This window comes from Legionella pneumophila subsp. pneumophila str. Philadelphia 1 (assembly GCF_000008485.1).
GTDB classification, from domain to species: domain Bacteria; phylum Pseudomonadota; class Gammaproteobacteria; order Legionellales; family Legionellaceae; genus Legionella; species Legionella pneumophila.
The window spans coordinates 976,761-995,539 of the sequence record NC_002942.5 but is presented as its reverse complement, the minus strand read 5'-3'; the positions used below and the strand labels follow the sequence as shown (position 1 = coordinate 995,539).

Sequence of the window (18,779 nt, the reverse complement as noted above, 5' to 3'; positions counted from 1 at the left end):
GAAGCTATTTTTATAACAAACTGAAAAGCAAAATTTGCAATAGCTTCACGAATTGGAACAAATCATACACATAATTCATTATTTAACCAATGCGTTATTTTGTCCTGAGAATAAGCATGAGATACTTGCAACAGCTATTAAGTTCCATTATAAACCACCAATTGCATAGAATCCTGGTCTTGTAGCAGAGAGATAACTTGTTCTGCTTCTTTTACGGCTTTTGCTGTATTGCTTGTAAAAACCTTGGTATCCTTCTTTATCTTATCCAGTTCTTTTTGAGCTTCTACCAATTTCTCCTCCAAAGGACTAGGAAGAGAATCCAATACTCTCATCTTGAATAAAAATGCCTCTACTTTTAAACGCTTCTCTCGACCTATCCTCAAGTCACCAAAAAATTGCTGCGCGTTTAAACCAAGATAAGATTCAAGAGGAGCAGAAATGACTTTTAATTCTGGTGTCTTGAATTGCATTCCCTCGCTAGTATTATGGCTAGCCAAGATTAAATCTCTACATAAATTGGTAGCTGTATCAGACTCTGATTTTTCCTTAGTCTCAGGAGAGGGTAACATAGGTTTTAAAATCGCAGAACCGATTTGTAAACTCACATCAAGAAATTGGCGCGAAGCCCAAAAAGTCATTTCAAGCAGGCGAACTAATAGAGTAGTTGATGCAGTTGCAGTAATAATACTGATTTCTTGCAACGTGCAGCCTATTTTTTTTAGTTGACTGGATTCAGTGCTCTCCAGGTACTGCCCTCCTTTCAATAAAATAAAATAGAGCGCATAGATAGCAAACAATTCTTCTGCAAAAAGAAAAGTGCCATAGCTGGCAAATACTACTGGAATAAATCGAAGTAAAACTCTGAGTCCTCTAGGTTTTATTTTGCCAGTATCATCAAAAAAACCACTGGATTGTTCTAATAAATTAATTAAACTGTCACAAAAACTCTGGCCAGAATAGGTAGTCGCCTTGGATCTTAAATTTTCCAGCCATTGTTTAAAATCATCCTTGCTTTTGATATCTCCTAAACTACTATCTTTGAATTTTTCAGGTGAGATTAATTTTTCATAACACAAGCCAAGTATCTTGAAGCATGCTCCATTATTCTTGCTCTGAGATAAATTATTCTCTAGCCAAACCATTTCTGGCGAAAATCCTGAAGCATGATCAGGATGAAAGCAGAGAGTTAATCTTTTATAATTTTTAACAATTTTTTCTTTTTCTGGCCCATCTATCAATAATTGCTGGTTAATAAATCTTGCAAAATCTCTTTCTAATCTCAATAAGGTATCCTTATCTAAATGGGATTTATAACAATTATTAGTTGTGTCCCATTCCGCATACAATCTTACAAAATTTTTTAATTCCCTTTCTATAGTCATAATTACTCCCTTAATAAACTTGACTACGATTTATAGAGTCTAATTTATCTTATTGAGATAGTGGTTCCTTTGCAAATACTGTGTAAATAAGCCAACAAGCAACATACTGATATAAAATCCAGTCATAACATCACTTAAATAATGATGATATAAAATAACCCTGGTAGCAGCGACAAGCAAGGCTGCTCCGATAAAGAGGAAAAAATATCTTGGGAAGAGAAACCCCAATCCCGCAGCCAAAGCAGTTATAGTAATAGAATGCCCTGAAGGGAATGACCAATAATTGTCATTGAGTTGAAACCAATAAAACCCATAGAGGTTATTATCAAACAAGAGATCCGGCCGCGCACGACTAAAGCTAATTTTTAACACAAAAGTCAATAAATTAGGCAGCAAAACACAGCCCAATAAATACCAAGATCTAATTTCATATTGTTTATTTTGCTGAATGTATCGAAAGTATAATGCGGTGATTAAAAACAATGCAACATAAATCTTCCATTTTCCCAAAGCCGTCAAGTATGTTAATGCATGAGCATTGACTCGAAGATCCAGGCTATGGAAATAAGTAGCCAACGTTCTATCCAAAAAATAATAAGAGAGAACAACAAGGATAATATAGGTTATTATTACCCAGATTTTTTTCATGAAGTTAAAAGTTTTCTCAAATTGCGTCATCGAAACCAAGCCTTATAAATCCTCATATCAAATGGAATCATATAAGATGCTTTCGATTTAGCCAAGACCCCATGTTATTAATAAAACATTAGGTCCTGTCGAGATTTCTCATGCTTGAGTAGAAAATGAAGGTTTTTCGGCAAGGATGGTAAAAATATCAACAAATGCGAGCGGCCACACAATTTTTCATCAACCCTTGTTATTAGCGAGTAGAATTCGTTAAAATCAGGATCCTTATTAAATACATCAGAATATTAATGCCAGAATTCACGTTAATCCAACAAATTTGTATTTGGGCTTTACCAGTATTATTAGCTATTACTTTTCATGAGTTAGCTCATGGTTACGTTGCCTACCGCTGCGGTGACAACACAGCTAAAATGTTCGGTCGATTAACATTAAACCCTATCAAACACATTGATCCAATAGGCACTGTTCTATTACCTCTTTTAATTGGCGTGATAACAAATTTCAATTTCGTAATTGGTTACGCAAAACCGGTTCCGGTTAACCAGAGCCAACTGCGAAAACCACGCCGAGATATGATATTGGTAACGCTTGCGGGACCATTAGCAAATCTGATAATGGCATTCCTATGGGCTGGATGTTTTAAAATAGCAACGCTGTTAAGCCCTCAAAGCTCAATGACTGCTTTATTCCTGCTTGTTACAGCTAGAGCGGGAATGATGATCAATTTGATTCTTGCCTTTTTAAACCTAATCCCCATTCCTCCACTTGATGGCAGCAAAGTTGTAATAAATCTATTGCCAGCAAGACAAGCTATCGCTTATGCAAAATTAGAACCATTTGGTTTTTTAATATTGATTGTACTAATTTTTACTAATGTATTGGGGTATATTCTTACTCCCCTCATCTATGGTTCATTATATATTTTAAGCGCGATTTTTAATTTATGAACATTTTAGCAGATGCTTTATTGCCAGGATTAGATAGTGCTTTTCCACCACCATTTACCGTAACTTTGTATCATAAGGCCGATGAAATTCCAGAATTGCTTCACTATAAGGACGTTCTTCTTTGTCGTTCAACCCTAAAAATAAATGGCGATTTACTCAAAAACCACCAAATAAAGTTTGTTGCGACAGCAACCAGTGGAACCGATCATATTGATTTTCCTTTTTTAGAATCACAAAACATATCTATTATTGATGCCAAAGGATGCAATGCCATATCGGTTGCTGACTATGTTGTTGCTTGCCTTGCCTATTTAGATAAACAGCAACTTATTCAAGGTAAAACAGCAGGAATTATTGGTTTAGGGCAAGTAGGTACTAAAGTTTATGAACGACTAAATGCTGCCGAATTTCAGTTATGCCTTTATGACCCACCCAAAGCAACCAGAGATACTTCTTTTCAAAGCTGCTCTCTTGAAGATCTTTTTGAATGTGACCTCTTATGTGTTCATGCTGAATTACATAGCGATGCGCCCTACCCAAGCCTTAACTTAATTAATCGGGATTTTCTCAAGGAATTAAAACCTGGCTGCATTATCATCAATGCTTCTCGAGGAGGTATCGTTAATGAAGAAGCCCTTTTGCATCTTGGCTCTGCCATACTTTATTGCACCGACGTCTACAATAACGAACCTCATATAGATAGCCGGATTGTCTCCAAGGCAACTCTTTGCACACCACATATTGCAGGACACAGCCTCGAAGCTAAATTTGCTGCAGTCGCAATCGTCAGTCGTAAATTACATCAAATGCTTGGTCTTCCATACCCACAATTTGCAACCCCTGAAAAACCTTATAGATTAAATGAAAACAGCGACTGGAGAGAGTTGGCTTTATCAATATATAACCCGATTCATGAAACACTAGAATTAAAACACGCTGGAAATCTATCCTCAGCATTCTTGACTCTTCGCAAGAATCATCATCACCGCCATGATTTCACAACTTATTTTGATTCTGACTCAATAAAAAAGTATCCATTATTAGGTTAAGGTGTTGATGTCTGTTTCTAATAATTAACCCCTGTCCCGAAATTTTAATTATTCATCAAACGTCTTACAACTTCCTGATCAGAAAAAACATGTTTTGTATTCCCAATCTGCTGATACGATTCATGTCCTTTTCCTGCTATTAATATGATATCGTTATGCTCAGCCTTTCTTAAAGCATAAGCAATTGCCTCTTCTCTATTCACCAGTTTAGAGACAGGCGCAGAGGCAGGAATGCCACAAGCAATTTCATTTAGAATAATTTCCGGATCTTCACTTCTTGGATTATCGCTGGTAATGACAATATTATCAGCGTACATGCTGGCTGCCTTTCCCATAATGGGCCGTTTGGTTTTATCTCTGTCCCCACCACAACCAAATACAACCCACAATCTCCCTTTTTTTATTTGTTTTAAGGTGATAAGAACATTTTCCAATGCATCGGGAGTATGAGCATAATCAACAAGAACATATGGGGATTGAGCGACAATTTCCATTCGGCCAGGAGCCGCTTTTAATTCGGCCATAACTTGCACTACTTTTTCTGGATTATACCCGCTGGCAAGCAAACTGCTATAAACAGCCAGGCTATTATAAATATTAAACTTACCCAGTGCTTTAATCTTTAGAAGGTGGTGCCCCCAAGGAGATTTGACTTCAATTTCTGTTCCGGTGATATCCATATTCCATTGGAGCGCTTTCACATCGCAATTTTGATGCATACCGTAAGTCACTTTTTTTACATGAGTCTTTAGCACATTGCTCATGAGATCTTGAAAGTCATCATCCTGATTAATAATAGCCCATTGCAACTCTGCTCGTTCAAACAACCTCGACTTTGCAGCCCCATAAGCTTGCATTGTCTGGTGATAATCTAAATGATCGAGCGTTAAATTGGTAAAGATAGCCTGACTAAATTCGAGAGAGTCGACTCTATGCTGGCTCAGCGCATGAGAGGATACCTCCATACAAACCTGTTTAATGCCTCCTTCTTTATACTGATGCATTAACCTCTGCAAACAAAGAGCATCTGGCGTAGTATTTTCCAAAGGTTTTAAGGCATCCACCTTTCCTTGCCCTATAGTCCCGATGTAAGCCGAGTGCTGCCCGAGTAAATCATGTGCCTGTGCCAACTGATAAGCAATAGTCGTCTTACCATTTGTGCCAGTTACCCCAGTTAAACCAAGAAATTGGGATGGGTTATTAAAAAACCGTTTCGCTATTTCCCCTAATTTTTCAGCTAATTGGGGAATGGCTATACAGGGAATTCCTGTTGGCAAAGTAATTCCCTGAGGTAAATTATTGGGCTCATAAACCACAGCGACAGCACCTGATGCCACGGCTTTTTCTATATATAATCGACCATCGGAAGCTGCCCCTGGATAGGCGACAAATAAATCCCCTTCTTTCACCAAGCGGCTGTCATTTTTTATGTCACTCACAGTGCCATCAATAATGTCCCTTTTAATCCACGGTTCTAATAATTGGGTTAATTTCACAAAATTGGCTCCTATTCTCTTTAACTAACTGGCTCATCAGTAGGAATATTGAATAAGCGTAAAGCACCTGACATGACTTTCGCAAATAAGGGCCCTGCCACAGAGGCAGCATAATAACCCTTTCGTGAAGGTTCATGAATAATAACAGCGACTACAAACTTTGGTTTGGAAACTGGTGCTATCCCAATAAAACTGGCTGTGTATTTCCTGTCTTTATATCCATTCTTTCCAGCAACTCGTGCTGTTCCAGTTTTTCCAGCTACCCTATAACCAGGAACCCTTGCTCCCTTACCTGTACCCTTATTCATTACCGCTTCCATCATTAATAATACATTTTCAGCGGTTTTAGGTTGCATCACTTGAATGCCATTACTGGGGGTATCATTATGAATCAAAGTCACAGGTATTAATCGTCCTTTATTTGCAAAAATTAAATTGGCTTTAGCCAATTGCAGTGCAGTAACAGACAAGCCATAACCGAAACCTAATGTAGCTAAAACGAATGGGTTTGCATCCTTGGCTTTTACTATGCCTCCTTCACTTTCACCCGGGTATGCCAATTCAGAGCGTTGCCCAAAACCACATTTTTGCAAAAACCCGATTAATTGTTCAGCTGGAGTGGATAATACCATTTTTGTAACACCCACATTACTGGAATGTTGTAATATTCCGGTAACATCTAAAACACCATAATTATGGATATCTCTTACTGTTCGGCCATGGACAGTCATCCATCCTGGATTAGTATCAATAATGGTATCCGGAGTAAATAAGCCTGTTTCCAAAGCACTGGCTATACTGAATGATTTAATGACAGACCCAGGCTCGAAAGTATCGGTGAAAGCTCTGTTGCGGTAGGTTTCCTTATCATAATGCCCACGTGCGTTAGGATTATAAGATGGAACATTAGCTACAGCCAGGATCTCACCATTTTCAGCATCGATTACAACTACAGACCCGGATTTAGCAGAAAACTCTTCGACTGTTTTACCTAATTCGCTATAAGCTAAATATTGTAGTCGTCTATCTATACTCAAAGTTAACTCATGTCCCGGGCGTGGTTCCTTCAAAACTCCCAGATCTTCGACAACTCGTCCTAATCGATCTTTGATTACTCTTTTTTTACCAACGACTCCCATAAGCCAATCTTGATAAGCCAGCTCAATCCCCTCCAATCCTTGATCATCGACATTGGTAAATCCAATTAATGGGGAAATACTATCTGAATCTGGATAATAACGTTTGAATTCTTTTTGAAAATTAACACCTGGGATTTTTAAAGCTTCGATCTTTTTCGAAAGGGGTGGAGGTAACTGTCTTTGTAAATAAACAAACTCCCGATTTTCAGCCCGGACAATTTTTCTACTTAATTCTTTAGGTGCCAAATTCAGGTATTTAGCTAACTGCATAAATTGTTCTTCATCCGGAGAAAATTCCTTTGGATTGACCCAAACTGATTCAACAGGTGTGCTCACAGCAAGCGGAGTACCATTTCTATCGGTAATCATACCTCGATAGGCAGGAATATCTATAACTCGGATGCTGCGCGCATCACCCTGGCCCTGCAAAAATTGTCTATGCAGAACAGTGAGATCAACCATTCTCCATATCAAAATAGCCAAAATCAAAGAGAAAAAAACAGCGACAGTAACCAGTCTGGCAAAATGGTGTGTTTTTTTCATATATGACTACTCATAAATAGTATTAACTATGCACGCAACAAGAAATTAGTGAAAATATACTTGAAACCTCTTCCTCAAAATTACCTCAGAGTTAAACATAAGGCACGTATACCTGCCTGGAACTTATCAGGCCATTTTACACTTAGTCTTCCATGACGTCCTGGAAAGAAGATGAATGACGTGTAAGTGTACATGAAGCTTTCAATTTTTTCGAGGTGATTTCCTCCGCATTGCGCTAATTGCTCTATCAAATCCTTTGAAATTTCATTATTCAATCTTTAATTTGATGCTCTTGGACATAGATTATCCTTCACCAGGTACTTAGTTCTTACCTATAACTCAAAATATGAAAACACTTTAACTTCTCCAAAACGACTCACTTATTGAGGATGCAGTAAGTACGTATTTGCAGAAGTTGGTAATGTCATTCCCAGTTTTTCTCTGGCTAATTCCTCAACCCGGGCTGGAGTTGCCAAACTGGCCTGTTCCAATAATAATTGTCCCCATTGCAATTGTAAAAAATGGGTTTGCTGTTCCTCTTGTTGCACTTGACTGAGAGTTAATCTGTAGGAATTAGTGCTATATATGACCGCAAAAGCACTGACTAGTACGGCAGCTAACAATACTATCAACATATAGAGTGATTTTGACATTTGCATATCTGCCAATTGACCATTAAATAAATTACCTTGATTAATGACTTTCGCTGCAGCGTTCATGCTAATTTCTCCCCTATCCTAAGTACTGCACTTCGAGATCTAACATTTTCCTTTATTTCGCTACTCTGTGGTTTCACTGCTTTACCTACTTTTTTAAAATTGGTCTTTAGTTCTTCGTATTTGATTGGAACTTCAACAGGTGGCCTGTTACCTTGCTCTTTATCTCTCATAAATTGTTTGACTATTCGGTCTTCCAAAGAGTGGAAACTGATAACGGCCAAGCGTCCTCCTGGCCCCAACACGTCCAGACATTGCTCTAGACAATTACTCAAATCGGTTAATTCCTGATTGACATGTATTCGAATCGCTTGAAATACCCGGGTTGCAGGATGTTTGTGTTTTTCCCATTTGGGGTTTGCTTCTTTAACAATTTCCGCTAACTCCAAAGTGGTTGTTATTGGTTTTAGTTTTCTTGCATCAACAATAGCTTTTGCAATCCTGCCTGCAAATCGTTCCTCACCATAAGCCCTGAATACATGAGCCAGCTCGTTGACCTCTGCTTCATTAACAAAATTCGCAGCATTAATTGATTGAGTTAAATCCATTCGCATATCGAGAGGGCCTTGCAGCATAAAACTAAAACCTCTTTCTGGATTGTCCAACTGAGGTGAAGACACTCCCAGATCAAGCAAAATTCCATCAACGGCCCCAATTACCCCCGCTTGTGACGCAAATTCCTTGATTTGCGCGAATGAACCGTGAAAAATTTGAAATCGTTTATCCAAACCAAAATAATCCTTGGCATATTGCACCGCATCAAGGTCCTTATCTATTGCAAACAATCTTCCTTTATCGCTTAAATGATTTAAAATCTCGCGGCTGTGGCCTCCTCGGCCAAAAGTTCCATCAAAATAGATACCGTCAGCTTTTATAGCCAAACCTTTGATTGATTCATGTAATAAAACAGATTGATGCTTTGCCATTTCTCTTTCCGTTATAAAGAAAACGTTTTCATTTCCTCGGGTAACCCATCCGTCATGGACGCTTCTTCTGCCAGCCATTGCTCACGCTTGGATTCCCATAATTCTTTATTCCAAACCTCAAATTTATTTCCCTGGCCTATCATCACGACATCTTTTTCCAGCTTTGCATAATTTCTTAAAACTGTGGGTAAAAGTACTCGTCCATTCGCATCAACCTCTACATCAGTGGCGTGCCCGATTAACAGACGTTGAATTCGTCTTGCTGCAGCATTAAAACTTGGCAGTTTTTGCAAATTATCTTCGATGATTTGCCATTGTGCTGCTGTGTAAAGGAGTAAGCAGGTTTCTTCGGTATCAATAGTCACCACGAGAGGAATTTTATCCTCTGCACCCAAGGCACTTCTGTAACGCGTCGGAATAGCTAAGCGCCCTTTAGTGTCTATGGTGATGGCATTAATTCCACGAAACATATTATTTCCCAAGTGAAGGAGAATTATTCTCCCACAATTCTCCACTTTTTTATTATTTTAACCCACTTTTCTACACTATAGGAACACATTTCTACACACGTCAAGCTGAAATACCACTTTTGGAGCAATTTTTTTTATGGATTAAAGAGACAAGTCCCAGAATTGCTATTTATTTGATCTTTAAGAAAAATTAATAACCAATTGTATGCGCACAGTTATTAGCTCTCTTGCATCATCTGATTATTTTGCTTGAGGGAAAACACTGATGTTTTGATGAGCAGGGTTTGCCAGAGTAAATAAGCATCACAGAAACATTTGCAACGCAGCAATAAAATGAAAGAGGCAGATTTAGCAAGTGAGCGGTTGAGAATTTGTTTGGCTCATGCGTTGATCTTGGATTAATTAATAAAAGAGAAGGAAGAGTCCAGAGTTTTTCTAATAGAAAAAGCAGGAGGTAAAACGCTCAAAATGGAAATCCGGATAAAAACAAAAAGATATCCTACCTTATAAGACTCGAAATCCTCCCTTTTGATTAACTTACCAGAATACGAAACACCCCATAAACTCCATGAGAATAAACAGAAATCACTCTGATATTAACAAAAACCTTTTACTGCTCAGGCAGTATTCATCATAGCAGCCAATCTTATCCCCTGGAGAACCAAATCTGGGACAAGATGGTCATAAAGACCTTGTTTATCAAATAAAGACGCAAATCCCCCTGTTGCCAAAATTAGTATTTGATCGCCATTGAACGCTTCATGATGTATTCTTTGAATTAATTCTTTACATGCACCAAGGACACCATAGTAGACTCCAGACTGAATGCTTTCTATGGTAGAACGCCCAACTACACTCTCGGTCTTGATAATTTCAACAGAAGGTAACTTTGCAGTATTTTTTGACAAAGCATCAGCAGATAATCTAAGGCCTGGCAAAATAGCACCACCTAAATAAGCTTTTTTATGAGAAATGGCACAAAAAGTAGTTGCTGTACCAAAATCAATAACAATAATGTTTTGATTAGGGAAACTATGAGTGGCGGCAATAGCATTCGCAATTCGGTCAGCTCCAACCTCAACCGGATTTCTATATTTGATATTCAATCCAGTCTTAACCCCTGCCTGTAATAAAAACGGGTCAATTGAAAAATACTTCACACAGGCAGACCGCAATGAGTAATCCACTTGAGGTACTACTGAACAAATAGCAATTTTTCTAATTGTCTCAGGAGAGCAATTGTTTTCACGTAAAACACTTTTAAGAAAGATACCCAATTCATCCGAAGTACTTACCTTGGAAGTATGACGAAACCGGAGCTTAATCTCATCTCCATCAAATACTCCACCATATATATGAGAGTTTCCTACATCAATACACAGAATCATTATTAAGATCTACTTTTTAAATGGCATAATTGGTGATTTGTGATTATAGGTCTAAGACAATAATTCAGCAATCCCGGAAAGAAATAGACTTGTATTGAGAGCATTCTATATATTATTAATTCAAATTATTGTTGAATCCGCTTTCATCCCAACCCAAACTTTAGCTGGACTTCTTACATAAAACAATTGTCATAAAACCATTGTCTTTTTGCCAGAACAAGATAATAAAATCACCCAATAAAAAAACCCCGCAATTAGCGGGGAGTAGTGGAGAATCTTTACTTAATTAATAAGGTTTAACGATTACCGAAGTTCCTACATCAATAAAGTTTTGATTTAACCATTTTGCAGCGCTTGGCAAAACCCGGATGCAGCCGTGACTTGCGTTATAGTTGGGAACTTCATAGGCAGCATGTATTGAATAACCCCCATGAAAATGCATGCAATAAGGCATTTTTGCTCCACCGCCAGTTTCTATTGGATAGATACTGGAGGTACATTCCTCGCCCTTCTTGGAATAAACTCTAAAACTGCCTGTTACAGTCCGACAGGGTCTGCCAACGTCCTCACAAAAATCTTTTCCCCCTGAAGCACTACCGGTTTTAACTCGGTTACCCTGAGCATCGTAAGCTGCCCAGGCAGTAGCTTTAGGATCAAAAATAAATACTTTTTTTCCTGTGGCCTGTCTTTTCTCAGGAAAGTAACTAGACCCCTTTCTATCGGACTCCATACTCATAGTGTAATGGGTATAACCCGCATCATCGACTATGGCCGTTGATCTATCCATGGATGCACAAGAGGCAGCCAAGACACAAACTGGAACTAACAGTATTTGTTTTTTCACTTTCTATCTCCCTCTTTCTCTTTTTAACTATATCGGGAGCAGTTTGAATAAGTTTAGGCTTTTTTATAAAAATTTTTTACTGTTTGTATTCTTTATGACCTAAAAGATTGTTTAATAGTCCTTTTTGAGCCTGTTTGGGAACCATCGCAATGATAGCTAGAATCAGCTGTTTATCAGTGCATTCAAAGCATCCTCCTCTGGGAGGCATGGCATTAAACCCTTCATCGGTGTGTTTAAAAAGCACTTCCATTCCTTGTTTCAATCGTTCTCCCCATGCTCTTTCATTTCCAATTTCAGGGGCTCCTAAAGAAATCATTGGTTTCGTTCCATGGCAATTAACACAAAAATGATTAAAAATTTTTTCCCCTTCATCTTTTGTGCCAGCAATTGACTTTAGAAACTCTTGAGGATGATGATTCTCAGAGTACCCTGGCATCGCAAACATAAATAAAGCCAATATACAAACAAAATAACAAGGTCTCATGATATACTCCTAAAATTGGCGCAATACTTGCTTGGGACACAATGCGTTTCAATATAAAAAATCAATAGACTAAGGGAGTTTATGTCGTGAAAAAGTGCATACTAAGCTTTTTCTTATTTTTTGCAAGCACCAGTTTATTTTCAGAATCAAGTCAGTCTCTCGAATTATTAAAAAATAAAATAGAACAATACGCCCTCAATGAATTATCAAACTATACTGAAGGTAAAATTCAGGTTACAGCGGATAATATTGATCCTCGCCTAAACTTAAAAGTTTGTGATGAAAATAAACTTGAAGTATTCAACCCTTATCAAACACCCATGCTCAACACCAGTACCATGGGAATCAAATGTTTAGAGGAAAACAATCACTGGACCCTATATATACCTGTCAAAATAACTATATTTAAATCTGTACTTGTGGCAAAACGAGCTTTACTGAAAGGTACAAAAATTAGTAATTCAGATATATACCAAACCGAGCTTGATGTTCAAAAACTGAAACAAGGATATTTTACTGACAGTAAAGAGCTTATTGGATTGGTTTGCAAGCATGATATCACGCCTAATAGCCCACTTAACCCTTTCAATATTGAATTAGCCAAACTGGTCCATAAAGGAGAACAGGTATCTATAATAGCCGCTCATGACAATTTAACAGTGAGCATGGATGGAATTGCAATGGATGAGGGGGCGCTAGGAGACTCTGTAAAAGTAAAAAATCTTTCCTCAAAACGAATTATTGAAGCTCAAGTCACAGGAAAGAAAACCGTGAAAGTTACTTTTTAACTAATGTTTTAATTTTTAAGAAAAAATTTGGAAAAAAGATTAAAAATCAACCTTAATTTACTAAAGAAATTGCAAAAGGAGCCGATAATCATGATAAATACGATTGAGGATATTCATATGGTTAACCAAATTAATGACTCTGCCAATTTAAGGCATATCGATATGGACAATCGTATCAATGCAAAACATAAAGAAGCCCAAAACCCTGTTCTGGAAAATAACTCTGCTGATAGCGTCAATTTAAGTAGTACATCGAAGCAACTGGAAGCTTTAAAAGCATCTCTTAAAGATTTACCTGAAATCAATGAGGCACGTGTATTGTATTTTAAAGCTGAAATTCAATCCGGCCAGTATGAAATTGATAGCAGCAAGATTGCACATGGCATGTTAAATAGTGTAGAGATGGTTTAAACTGCAGGACGACTCGATGAATAATAACAATAAAGCAAAAACATTAATAACCCAATTAGAACAGGAAATAAACTGGGTAGAAGAACTCAATACTTTATTATCTGAAGAAAAAGAGATACTTTCTACCAGTCAATTCAATCAGCTGGAGACATTAGCCGAGAAAAAACAGGAATTATCAACTAAATTAGAGGCTAGTGCAAAACAACGTGTAGACCTTATAAAAGAATCAAACCCCGGCGACAAACCTCATGGACTCCTGTTGTCTGATTTTCTCAAAAATTGCGCTACAGAAGATGGCATTCAAATCAATCATTTAAATAACACTCTTGCAGAGAGATTAAACCTATGTCGTGAATTAAATACCATTAATGGTCAAGTCATAGCGAATAACATGTATACCCGTCAACAAATTGTCAACGCCTTGTCGGGAAATAAATCTGACGCTGTGAGTGTTTACACTTCTAACGGGAATTTGGAAACCCCTTCCGAAAGCAGTCACCATGAAGAAGCATAAGAAATATAACCCCTGGTTAAAATAGCTCTCCAGTATGATGCGCCAGGCATAGCTACTCAACGCATACGGAGAGCCGCATCCAAACGAATTACCTCTCCATTAATCATCTGGTTTTCAATAATATGACCTACTAGTGAAGCAAATTCCTCTGGTCTACCCAGGCGTTTGGGAAAAGTCACTGTTGCAACCAAACTGTCCTGAACTTCTTGAGGCATATTTAAAAGTAAAGGAGTTGCTATTAACCCCGGCGCAATTGTATTTACTCTTATTGCAAATTGAGCTAATTCACGTGCTGCTGGCAAGGTCATTGATACTATTCCACCCTTTGACGCACTATAAGCAGACTGTCCTATTTGTCCTTCAAAAGCAGCAATGGAAGCTGTATTGATTATGACACCCCGCTCCTGAGATTTGTTGTCCAACTCCAATCCTGACATGGCATGTGCAGCTATTCGCATGACATTGAAGGTACCTATTAAATTGACATCTATTACTTGTCTAAATGATTCCAAAGGCATTGGCCCTTCTTTTCCTACCATGCGTTTTGCCGGAGCAATTCCCGCACAATTGATACAAACCCTTGGTACTCCTACCTGAGAGATAGTTTGTCGCATTGCCTTTTCAACAGATTCATCACTGGTTACATCACAAGCAACATACAGTTCCGCTTCATTTGAGGTGCCTTCCTGTTTATCCCAGACCACAACTTTCATGCCATGCTGTTGTAAATATTGTACACAAGCCTTACCCATACCTGAGACACCACCAGTTACTAGTGCAATCTGATTATCGAAATTCATTTTCTCTCCAAAATTCTACGGTTTCAATTTCCAATTTTCTTATTCCACTTAAAAACAGTATTCTATTAGACCCCTTGGCAAACCTGCTTATTTTTTTAAGGCAAAGCGCAAAACCGCCTTGAGGAAGGAAGCTTGCATACAGTAAATGAGTACCGCAGAAACGTTTGCAACACAGCAATAAAAGGAGACAATCAGGCCATGCAAATGTTCTATTGTAAAAATTCTTTGCTAATCGCTTTAAATTCTGGCGTACCTGCTTGTTTTAACCACTCGAACAGTACCATTTCAGCGGTTATCAAATGGATCCCATTCTGTTTCATCCTTTTTAGACCGTATTTTAAATCAAACTCAGAGCGGCTGCTCACACCATCTACAACAACAAAGACATCGAATCCATAGCCCTTCATTTCTATGGCCGTTTGAAGCACACATACATGAGCCTCAATTCCAATAAGAATAAGCTGGCTTTTATTATATCCTTTCAGGAGGTTAATATATTGTGGTTCTTGCACGCATGAGAAATGAATTTTTTCAATGCATTCTTCTTGATTGATATAAGAGCTTAAAGGAGAAACGGTTCGACCTAAACCTTTAGGGTATTGTTCACTGGCTAGAACAGGCACGTCCAGTTTTCTGGCTAATTTTAGTAACCATTCACATCGAGCTAAAAAAAGATCGAGATTTAATATTGCCGGGGTTAGTTTTTCCTGTACATCAATCAAGACCAAAAGAGAATCCGCTCTATTTAGTAACATCCTGATAGCCTCATTCTATTTATTGAACTATATCATATAGCATTAAGAAAAGTGAGTGAACCCCGGATTGACGTATTATTCTTTTCCGGGGAAATAATAGTTAGAAAAAATGAAGAGAGTTAAAGCGCTGCAATATCAATTGTTTTCATTTTGACATCCATTTTCTTACCATTCCTTATTATTGAAACAGTAATTTGCTCTCCCACCTTAATTTCCGTGAGCAAATTATACAGAGCATCATAATTTGGGACAGGATGTGCATTCACACCTACAATAACATCCCCTAAAACAATACGCCCCCATTGATTTCTGTGAGTACCTCGTAACTTCAATTTGTCTGCAGGAGTTCCAGGCACCACATCAGCAATCAAAATACCCTTTTTAACTCCCAACCTTTCAGCAAGATGTGGCTCAACTCGTTGAATACCGATACCAGACAATACCACTCGACCATGATTAATAATTTGAGATGCAATTTTCTGAATATCTTCCGCGGGAACTGCGAAACCAATACCTGCAGAAGAACCCGATCGTGAATAAATCATGGTGTTCATACCAATTAATTGGCCTGCGCTATTTAATAGAGGCCCCCCTGAATTACCCGGATTGATAGGGGTATCCGTCTGGATCATATCATAAATTGTTACCCCGCCTATACCAGGGACTTTTCTCCCTAAAGCGGAGATCACCCCTTTTGATAGACTATGATCTAACCCAAAAGGATTCCCAATCGCAATCGCTTTTTGCCCAACGATCAAATCATTAAGAGAGACTATTTCAAAGGGCTGAAATGATTTTAAATAATTCAGAGCCTTGGGTGATTTAATTTCCAGGACTGCAATGTCCTTGCGAGGCTCTGAACCAATCACTTTGGCAGGAACAGTCATATTTCCCAAAGTGATTGCTATGTCATCAGCACCGTTAATGACATGAAAATTGGTTACAACATGGCCTTTGTTATCCCAAATAATACCGGAGCCTGCCCCATCAGGAATATGTGTTTTTTGTAATGAGTAACGACGCTGAACAGTAGCATTTGCCAATCGATGAACATAAACAACTTTGGATGAGGCTTTTTGAAATACTTCAACTGTATTCCGTTCATCTGGAAGGAGAGCATCCAGGTTTAAACTAAAAACAGGTCTTGCCAGAATAAAACATAAAATAAAAGGGATAAGTAATAAGTTACGTTGTTGTCTCATCATCTCCATTTAACTCCATACCTGCACGGCTGGCAAATCTCTTGCGAAATGCCTGTCGCGCTAATAATTTATCAATTACTGATTGTGGAAAATCTGTAATAGTAATGATATTTTTATCTATTAAAACATCAATCAAATCTTCAAGTACACGAATCAATTGCAAATCGGATTGTAGAAATTTTAATTTTTCGTCGCTCTCACAACGCAACAAAAAATCAACAAATTCTGCATCGTTAATGTCAATTTGCTCCGTTACATCTGAGGTCTTCTGGCTATATACGGCACAAATCCGACCATCCTTATCTCGTTTTATGTAGACCACTGTTTAATCCTTTTTTAGCTAATACTATGTTTAGAAAAAACAGACACATAAATCTTATGTCTGCTGTCTCTAAACTCAAACCTTCCGTATTAATGGTAAGCCCAAACCCAGACAAAAGACTTTCATGAATTATTCCAGGAATATCATTAAGTACAAGCATCGTATTGTAATATATCCTTTCATAGATGTCACCAATTAACTCAAAAGATTAATTTTTATGCAAAAATTAGTCTTGAATCATTTTCAGAATCCGACTCATCCCGAGAGTCTTCATTATCTGAACGATTAGACTCATCGTCAGAATTGGCATCGGTATCGCTATAAATCTCATCATCGCTATTCTCAGAATCATTGATATCACTTTCAGTTTTATCAACATCATCTCGCGCAGCATTCTCCAATTTGGATTGGTCAAAATTAATACCTGATGAAATATTAAAATATTGCAGCAAGAATTGTATAGGCGCCAAAATAATCGCCTTAAATGAGGTGGTTCCTGCATCAATACTTTGTTTTGCAATATTTTCACTGTCATCAGTATGCCGAATATATATTTTTTCTAAAAGTGCTGTATGTTGCTTGTAAAGATGATCCAGACTCTCATTGCGAGACTTTTCCTGACCCAACAAATATTCTTGTAAATCCGTATGAGTATCCCACAATGAAGTTCGCCTTTGTTGCAGGTGCAGCAATTCACTATCATAGAATTTTATTTCTTCATCTATCTCCTTCTTTAACCTGTCACAGGCATCCTTTCTTTCTGTCGAGATCCCACCCTCAACTATGGCCCCTGATTCCTTGAGAGATACTTGTGCATAACGCTCCACTAAGTGAGCTTTTTTACGTAAAATATCCTCAATTTTATTATCCAGGTAGATAATCGCATCTTTATTCGCGCCAAGAACTTTATAATGAGAATCAAATCGTTTATTGCTTTGCATCTGCTCTCTCATTTTCTCGAGTTCACCGGCCTCCTGATTTATTGCTTTTCTCTGTGCTTCATCATTTAAATTTTTATCTCTACTTAATAATAGCTGTCTGATAAATGCGGATAATGCTACAACTGCTCCAAACGACGCCGCACAGATGAGGGCTATAGTCACTGGTTCCATAGTCAACTCCTTAATAGTGCAAATGTATCAATTGGGTGTGTATTTCAACAGCAAAATACCGGCTGAAAGATTGAAATGAATTGACTTGTGGCCATTGTACTGATTGACCGCTTATCCGGCTCATAGTCGTTTCAAATATTGGCTTAAAATACTGTTTTATAAATGGCTTTACATCTTTGATAGTTGTGAAGTTTTTAACAATAACCGTTGAGTTTTCCGCTATCTGAGCCAAATTCACCCGACTCATAACATCAGAAAGGCCTTCTTGATCTTCAACAGCACATTTCATCCACTCTAAAAGCGCTGAACGAGGCTTGATATTCAACATCTGGTGCCCTTCTTTTAAAGAGGGTTCCATTAAAATAATATGAGAATGTAACTCAAATTTAAAACAACACAGAAAATCAAGAAAACTTGTTTCAATTTCATTATGTGCAGAACGCCCCAACCAACGACAAATTTCATGTCTGAACATTGTAGTAAAATGCTTTTCGATCTCGTTAAGAGTACCATCATCAGAATCATGCTTGGGAATAACATAAGCCGTATTGTCAGTATGCAATAATTTTAAGCTGGGTAAATTAGCTTCCGGTAATTGTGACGCTAGAAAGGATAAAAATAAATTAGTAGGCTTCAACACTACTATCTCAGATTGTCTTTGAGGCATGAGGCTCTCCTTGATTTAATTAACTCCTCCTGATTACATCTCAACTATTAAAATCAACGTCTCATCTCAATTTAGAATCTTAGTCACTATTTTGACTAATACAGAGTTTTATTCACAAGTACGCATGAAGTCACACTTGACTTTCAAAGACTTAAAAATTCCCTGATATTGTTAAA

Annotated in this window: 21 protein-coding genes; 5 read left to right on the top strand and 16 right to left on the bottom strand. The window is 37.8% G+C overall.

What is annotated here, in order from left to right; genetic code table 11:
• Positions 1-137: 137 nt before the first annotated feature.
• Positions 138-1,382: a hypothetical protein gene (locus LPG_RS04570; protein WP_010946656.1), complete on the bottom strand. Its 1,245-nt coding sequence runs from the start codon at positions 1,380-1,382 to the stop codon at positions 138-140.
• Between the two features lie 39 nt (positions 1,383-1,421).
• A complete protein-coding gene (locus tag LPG_RS04565; RefSeq protein ID WP_015444701.1) occupies positions 1,422-2,060 on the bottom strand; it encodes a phosphatase PAP2 family protein in 639 nt (212 codons plus the stop codon).
• A 257-nt stretch (positions 2,061-2,317) separates the two neighbouring features.
• Between LPG_RS04565 and LPG_RS04560 the strand changes: the two genes are divergently transcribed.
• Positions 2,318-2,977: a site-2 protease family protein gene (locus LPG_RS04560; RefSeq protein WP_010946654.1), complete on the top strand. Its 660-nt coding sequence runs from the start codon at positions 2,318-2,320 to the stop codon at positions 2,975-2,977.
• A complete protein-coding gene (locus LPG_RS04555) occupies positions 2,974-4,026 on the top strand; it encodes a 4-phosphoerythronate dehydrogenase (RefSeq protein ID WP_010946653.1) in 1,053 nt (350 codons plus the stop codon). Before LPG_RS04560 ends, LPG_RS04555 begins: the two co-directional genes overlap by 4 nt.
• 44 nt (positions 4,027-4,070) lie before the next feature.
• Here the strand turns inward: LPG_RS04555 and LPG_RS04550 are convergent, their stop codons facing one another.
• The 8 genes from LPG_RS04550 to LPG_RS04515 form a co-directional block, all read right to left on the bottom strand.
• Complete coding sequence (locus LPG_RS04550) at positions 4,071-5,522, bottom strand: UDP-N-acetylmuramoyl-L-alanyl-D-glutamate--2,6-diaminopimelate ligase (RefSeq protein ID WP_010946652.1); 1,452 nt, start codon at positions 5,520-5,522, stop codon at positions 4,071-4,073.
• A 20-nt stretch (positions 5,523-5,542) separates the two neighbouring features.
• Entirely contained in the window at positions 5,543-7,204 is a 1,662-nt protein-coding gene (locus LPG_RS04545) for a peptidoglycan D,D-transpeptidase FtsI family protein (RefSeq protein ID WP_010946651.1), read from the bottom strand.
• 380 nt (positions 7,205-7,584) lie between these two features.
• Positions 7,585-7,923, bottom strand: coding sequence for a cell division protein FtsL (gene ftsL / locus LPG_RS04540; protein WP_011213345.1), 339 nt, complete (start codon positions 7,921-7,923; stop codon positions 7,585-7,587).
• Positions 7,920-8,846 carry a 16S rRNA (cytosine(1402)-N(4))-methyltransferase RsmH gene (gene rsmH, locus LPG_RS04535; protein ID WP_011213344.1) on the bottom strand — a complete coding sequence of 309 codons (927 nt, stop codon included), beginning with the start codon at positions 8,844-8,846 and terminating at the stop codon, positions 7,920-7,922. Before rsmH ends, ftsL begins: the two co-directional genes overlap by 4 nt.
• A gap of 11 nt (positions 8,847-8,857) precedes the next feature.
• Positions 8,858-9,316 (bottom strand): division/cell wall cluster transcriptional repressor MraZ, encoded by a 459-nt coding sequence (gene mraZ / locus LPG_RS04530; protein ID WP_011213343.1) that lies wholly within the window; start codon positions 9,314-9,316, stop codon positions 8,858-8,860.
• 617 nt (positions 9,317-9,933) lie between these two features.
• A complete protein-coding gene (locus tag LPG_RS04525) occupies positions 9,934-10,704 on the bottom strand; it encodes a type III pantothenate kinase (protein WP_010946646.1) in 771 nt (256 codons plus the stop codon).
• Between the two features lie 286 nt (positions 10,705-10,990).
• Entirely contained in the window at positions 10,991-11,548 is a 558-nt protein-coding gene (locus tag LPG_RS04520; protein ID WP_010946645.1) for a L,D-transpeptidase, read from the bottom strand.
• Between the two features lie 76 nt (positions 11,549-11,624).
• Positions 11,625-12,032 carry a c-type cytochrome gene (locus LPG_RS04515; RefSeq protein ID WP_010946644.1) on the bottom strand — a complete coding sequence of 136 codons (408 nt, stop codon included), beginning with the start codon at positions 12,030-12,032 and terminating at the stop codon, positions 11,625-11,627.
• A gap of 86 nt (positions 12,033-12,118) precedes the next feature.
• On the opposite strand from LPG_RS04515, the gene flgA reads away from it, so the two are divergent.
• From flgA to LPG_RS04500, 3 genes are all read left to right on the top strand, one after another.
• A complete protein-coding gene (gene flgA, locus LPG_RS04510; protein ID WP_010946643.1) occupies positions 12,119-12,820 on the top strand; it encodes a flagellar basal body P-ring formation chaperone FlgA in 702 nt (233 codons plus the stop codon).
• A gap of 90 nt (positions 12,821-12,910) precedes the next feature.
• Positions 12,911-13,231: a flagellar biosynthesis anti-sigma factor FlgM gene (gene flgM / locus LPG_RS04505; RefSeq protein WP_010946642.1), complete on the top strand. Its 321-nt coding sequence runs from the start codon at positions 12,911-12,913 to the stop codon at positions 13,229-13,231.
• Between the two features lie 16 nt (positions 13,232-13,247).
• On the top strand, positions 13,248-13,745 hold the full coding sequence (locus LPG_RS04500; protein WP_010946641.1) for a flagella synthesis protein FlgN: 498 nt from the start codon (positions 13,248-13,250) through the stop codon (positions 13,743-13,745).
• A 56-nt stretch (positions 13,746-13,801) separates the two neighbouring features.
• Here LPG_RS04500 and LPG_RS04495 read toward each other — a convergent pair whose 3' ends face one another.
• From LPG_RS04495 to LPG_RS04465, 6 genes are all read right to left on the bottom strand, one after another.
• The gene (locus LPG_RS04495) at positions 13,802-14,545 is read right to left on the bottom strand and encodes an SDR family NAD(P)-dependent oxidoreductase (RefSeq protein ID WP_010946640.1); all 744 of its coding nucleotides are present in this window, start codon (positions 14,543-14,545) and stop codon (positions 13,802-13,804) included.
• Between the two features lie 209 nt (positions 14,546-14,754).
• Positions 14,755-15,300 carry an isochorismatase family protein gene (locus LPG_RS04490; RefSeq protein WP_010946639.1) on the bottom strand — a complete coding sequence of 182 codons (546 nt, stop codon included), beginning with the start codon at positions 15,298-15,300 and terminating at the stop codon, positions 14,755-14,757.
• 119 nt (positions 15,301-15,419) lie between these two features.
• On the bottom strand, positions 15,420-16,511 hold the full coding sequence (locus tag LPG_RS04485; RefSeq protein ID WP_010946638.1) for a S1C family serine protease: 1,092 nt from the start codon (positions 16,509-16,511) through the stop codon (positions 15,420-15,422).
• Positions 16,486-16,824 (bottom strand): hypothetical protein, encoded by a 339-nt coding sequence (locus LPG_RS04480; protein ID WP_011213342.1) that lies wholly within the window; start codon positions 16,822-16,824, stop codon positions 16,486-16,488. The genes LPG_RS04485 and LPG_RS04480 overlap by 26 nt, the downstream gene beginning before the upstream one ends.
• Before the next feature lie 215 nt (positions 16,825-17,039).
• Complete coding sequence (locus LPG_RS04470) at positions 17,040-17,936, bottom strand: hypothetical protein (protein ID WP_011213341.1); 897 nt, start codon at positions 17,934-17,936, stop codon at positions 17,040-17,042.
• 10 nt (positions 17,937-17,946) lie between these two features.
• On the bottom strand, positions 17,947-18,603 hold the full coding sequence (locus LPG_RS04465; RefSeq protein WP_010946636.1) for a hypothetical protein: 657 nt from the start codon (positions 18,601-18,603) through the stop codon (positions 17,947-17,949).
• Positions 18,604-18,779: the final 176 nt, after the last annotated feature.

Bases quoted from the DNA above. Each gene is read 5' to 3' on its own strand.
- rsmH (WP_011213344.1), bottom strand. From the start codon at position 8,846: ATGGCAAAGCATCAATCTGTTTTATTACATGAATCAATCAAAGGTTTG.
- LPG_RS04555 (WP_010946653.1), top strand. From the start codon at position 2,974: ATGAACATTTTAGCAGATGCTTTATTGCCAGGATTAGATAGTGCTTTT.
- LPG_RS04515 (WP_010946644.1), bottom strand. From the start codon at position 12,032: ATGAGACCTTGTTATTTTGTTTGTATATTGGCTTTATTTATGTTTGCG.
- LPG_RS04545 (WP_010946651.1), bottom strand. From the start codon at position 7,204: ATGAAAAAAACACACCATTTTGCCAGACTGGTTACTGTCGCTGTTTTT.
- LPG_RS04470 (WP_011213341.1), bottom strand. From the start codon at position 17,936: ATGGAACCAGTGACTATAGCCCTCATCTGTGCGGCGTCGTTTGGAGCA.
- LPG_RS04570 (WP_010946656.1), bottom strand. From the start codon at position 1,382: ATGACTATAGAAAGGGAATTAAAAAATTTTGTAAGATTGTATGCGGAA.
- LPG_RS04485 (WP_010946638.1), bottom strand. From the start codon at position 16,511: ATGGAGATGATGAGACAACAACGTAACTTATTACTTATCCCTTTTATT.
- LPG_RS04490 (WP_010946639.1), bottom strand. From the start codon at position 15,300: ATGTTACTAAATAGAGCGGATTCTCTTTTGGTCTTGATTGATGTACAG.
- LPG_RS04565 (WP_015444701.1), bottom strand. From the start codon at position 2,060: ATGACGCAATTTGAGAAAACTTTTAACTTCATGAAAAAAATCTGGGTA.
- ftsL (WP_011213345.1), bottom strand. From the start codon at position 7,923: ATGAACGCTGCAGCGAAAGTCATTAATCAAGGTAATTTATTTAATGGT.
- mraZ (WP_011213343.1), bottom strand. From the start codon at position 9,316: ATGTTTCGTGGAATTAATGCCATCACCATAGACACTAAAGGGCGCTTA.
- flgM (WP_010946642.1), top strand. From the start codon at position 12,911: ATGATAAATACGATTGAGGATATTCATATGGTTAACCAAATTAATGAC.
- LPG_RS04495 (WP_010946640.1), bottom strand. From the start codon at position 14,545: ATGAATTTCGATAATCAGATTGCACTAGTAACTGGTGGTGTCTCAGGT.
- LPG_RS04500 (WP_010946641.1), top strand. From the start codon at position 13,248: ATGAATAATAACAATAAAGCAAAAACATTAATAACCCAATTAGAACAG.
- LPG_RS04465 (WP_010946636.1), bottom strand. From the start codon at position 18,603: ATGCCTCAAAGACAATCTGAGATAGTAGTGTTGAAGCCTACTAATTTA.
- LPG_RS04560 (WP_010946654.1), top strand. From the start codon at position 2,318: ATGCCAGAATTCACGTTAATCCAACAAATTTGTATTTGGGCTTTACCA.
- LPG_RS04525 (WP_010946646.1), bottom strand. From the start codon at position 10,704: ATGATTCTGTGTATTGATGTAGGAAACTCTCATATATATGGTGGAGTA.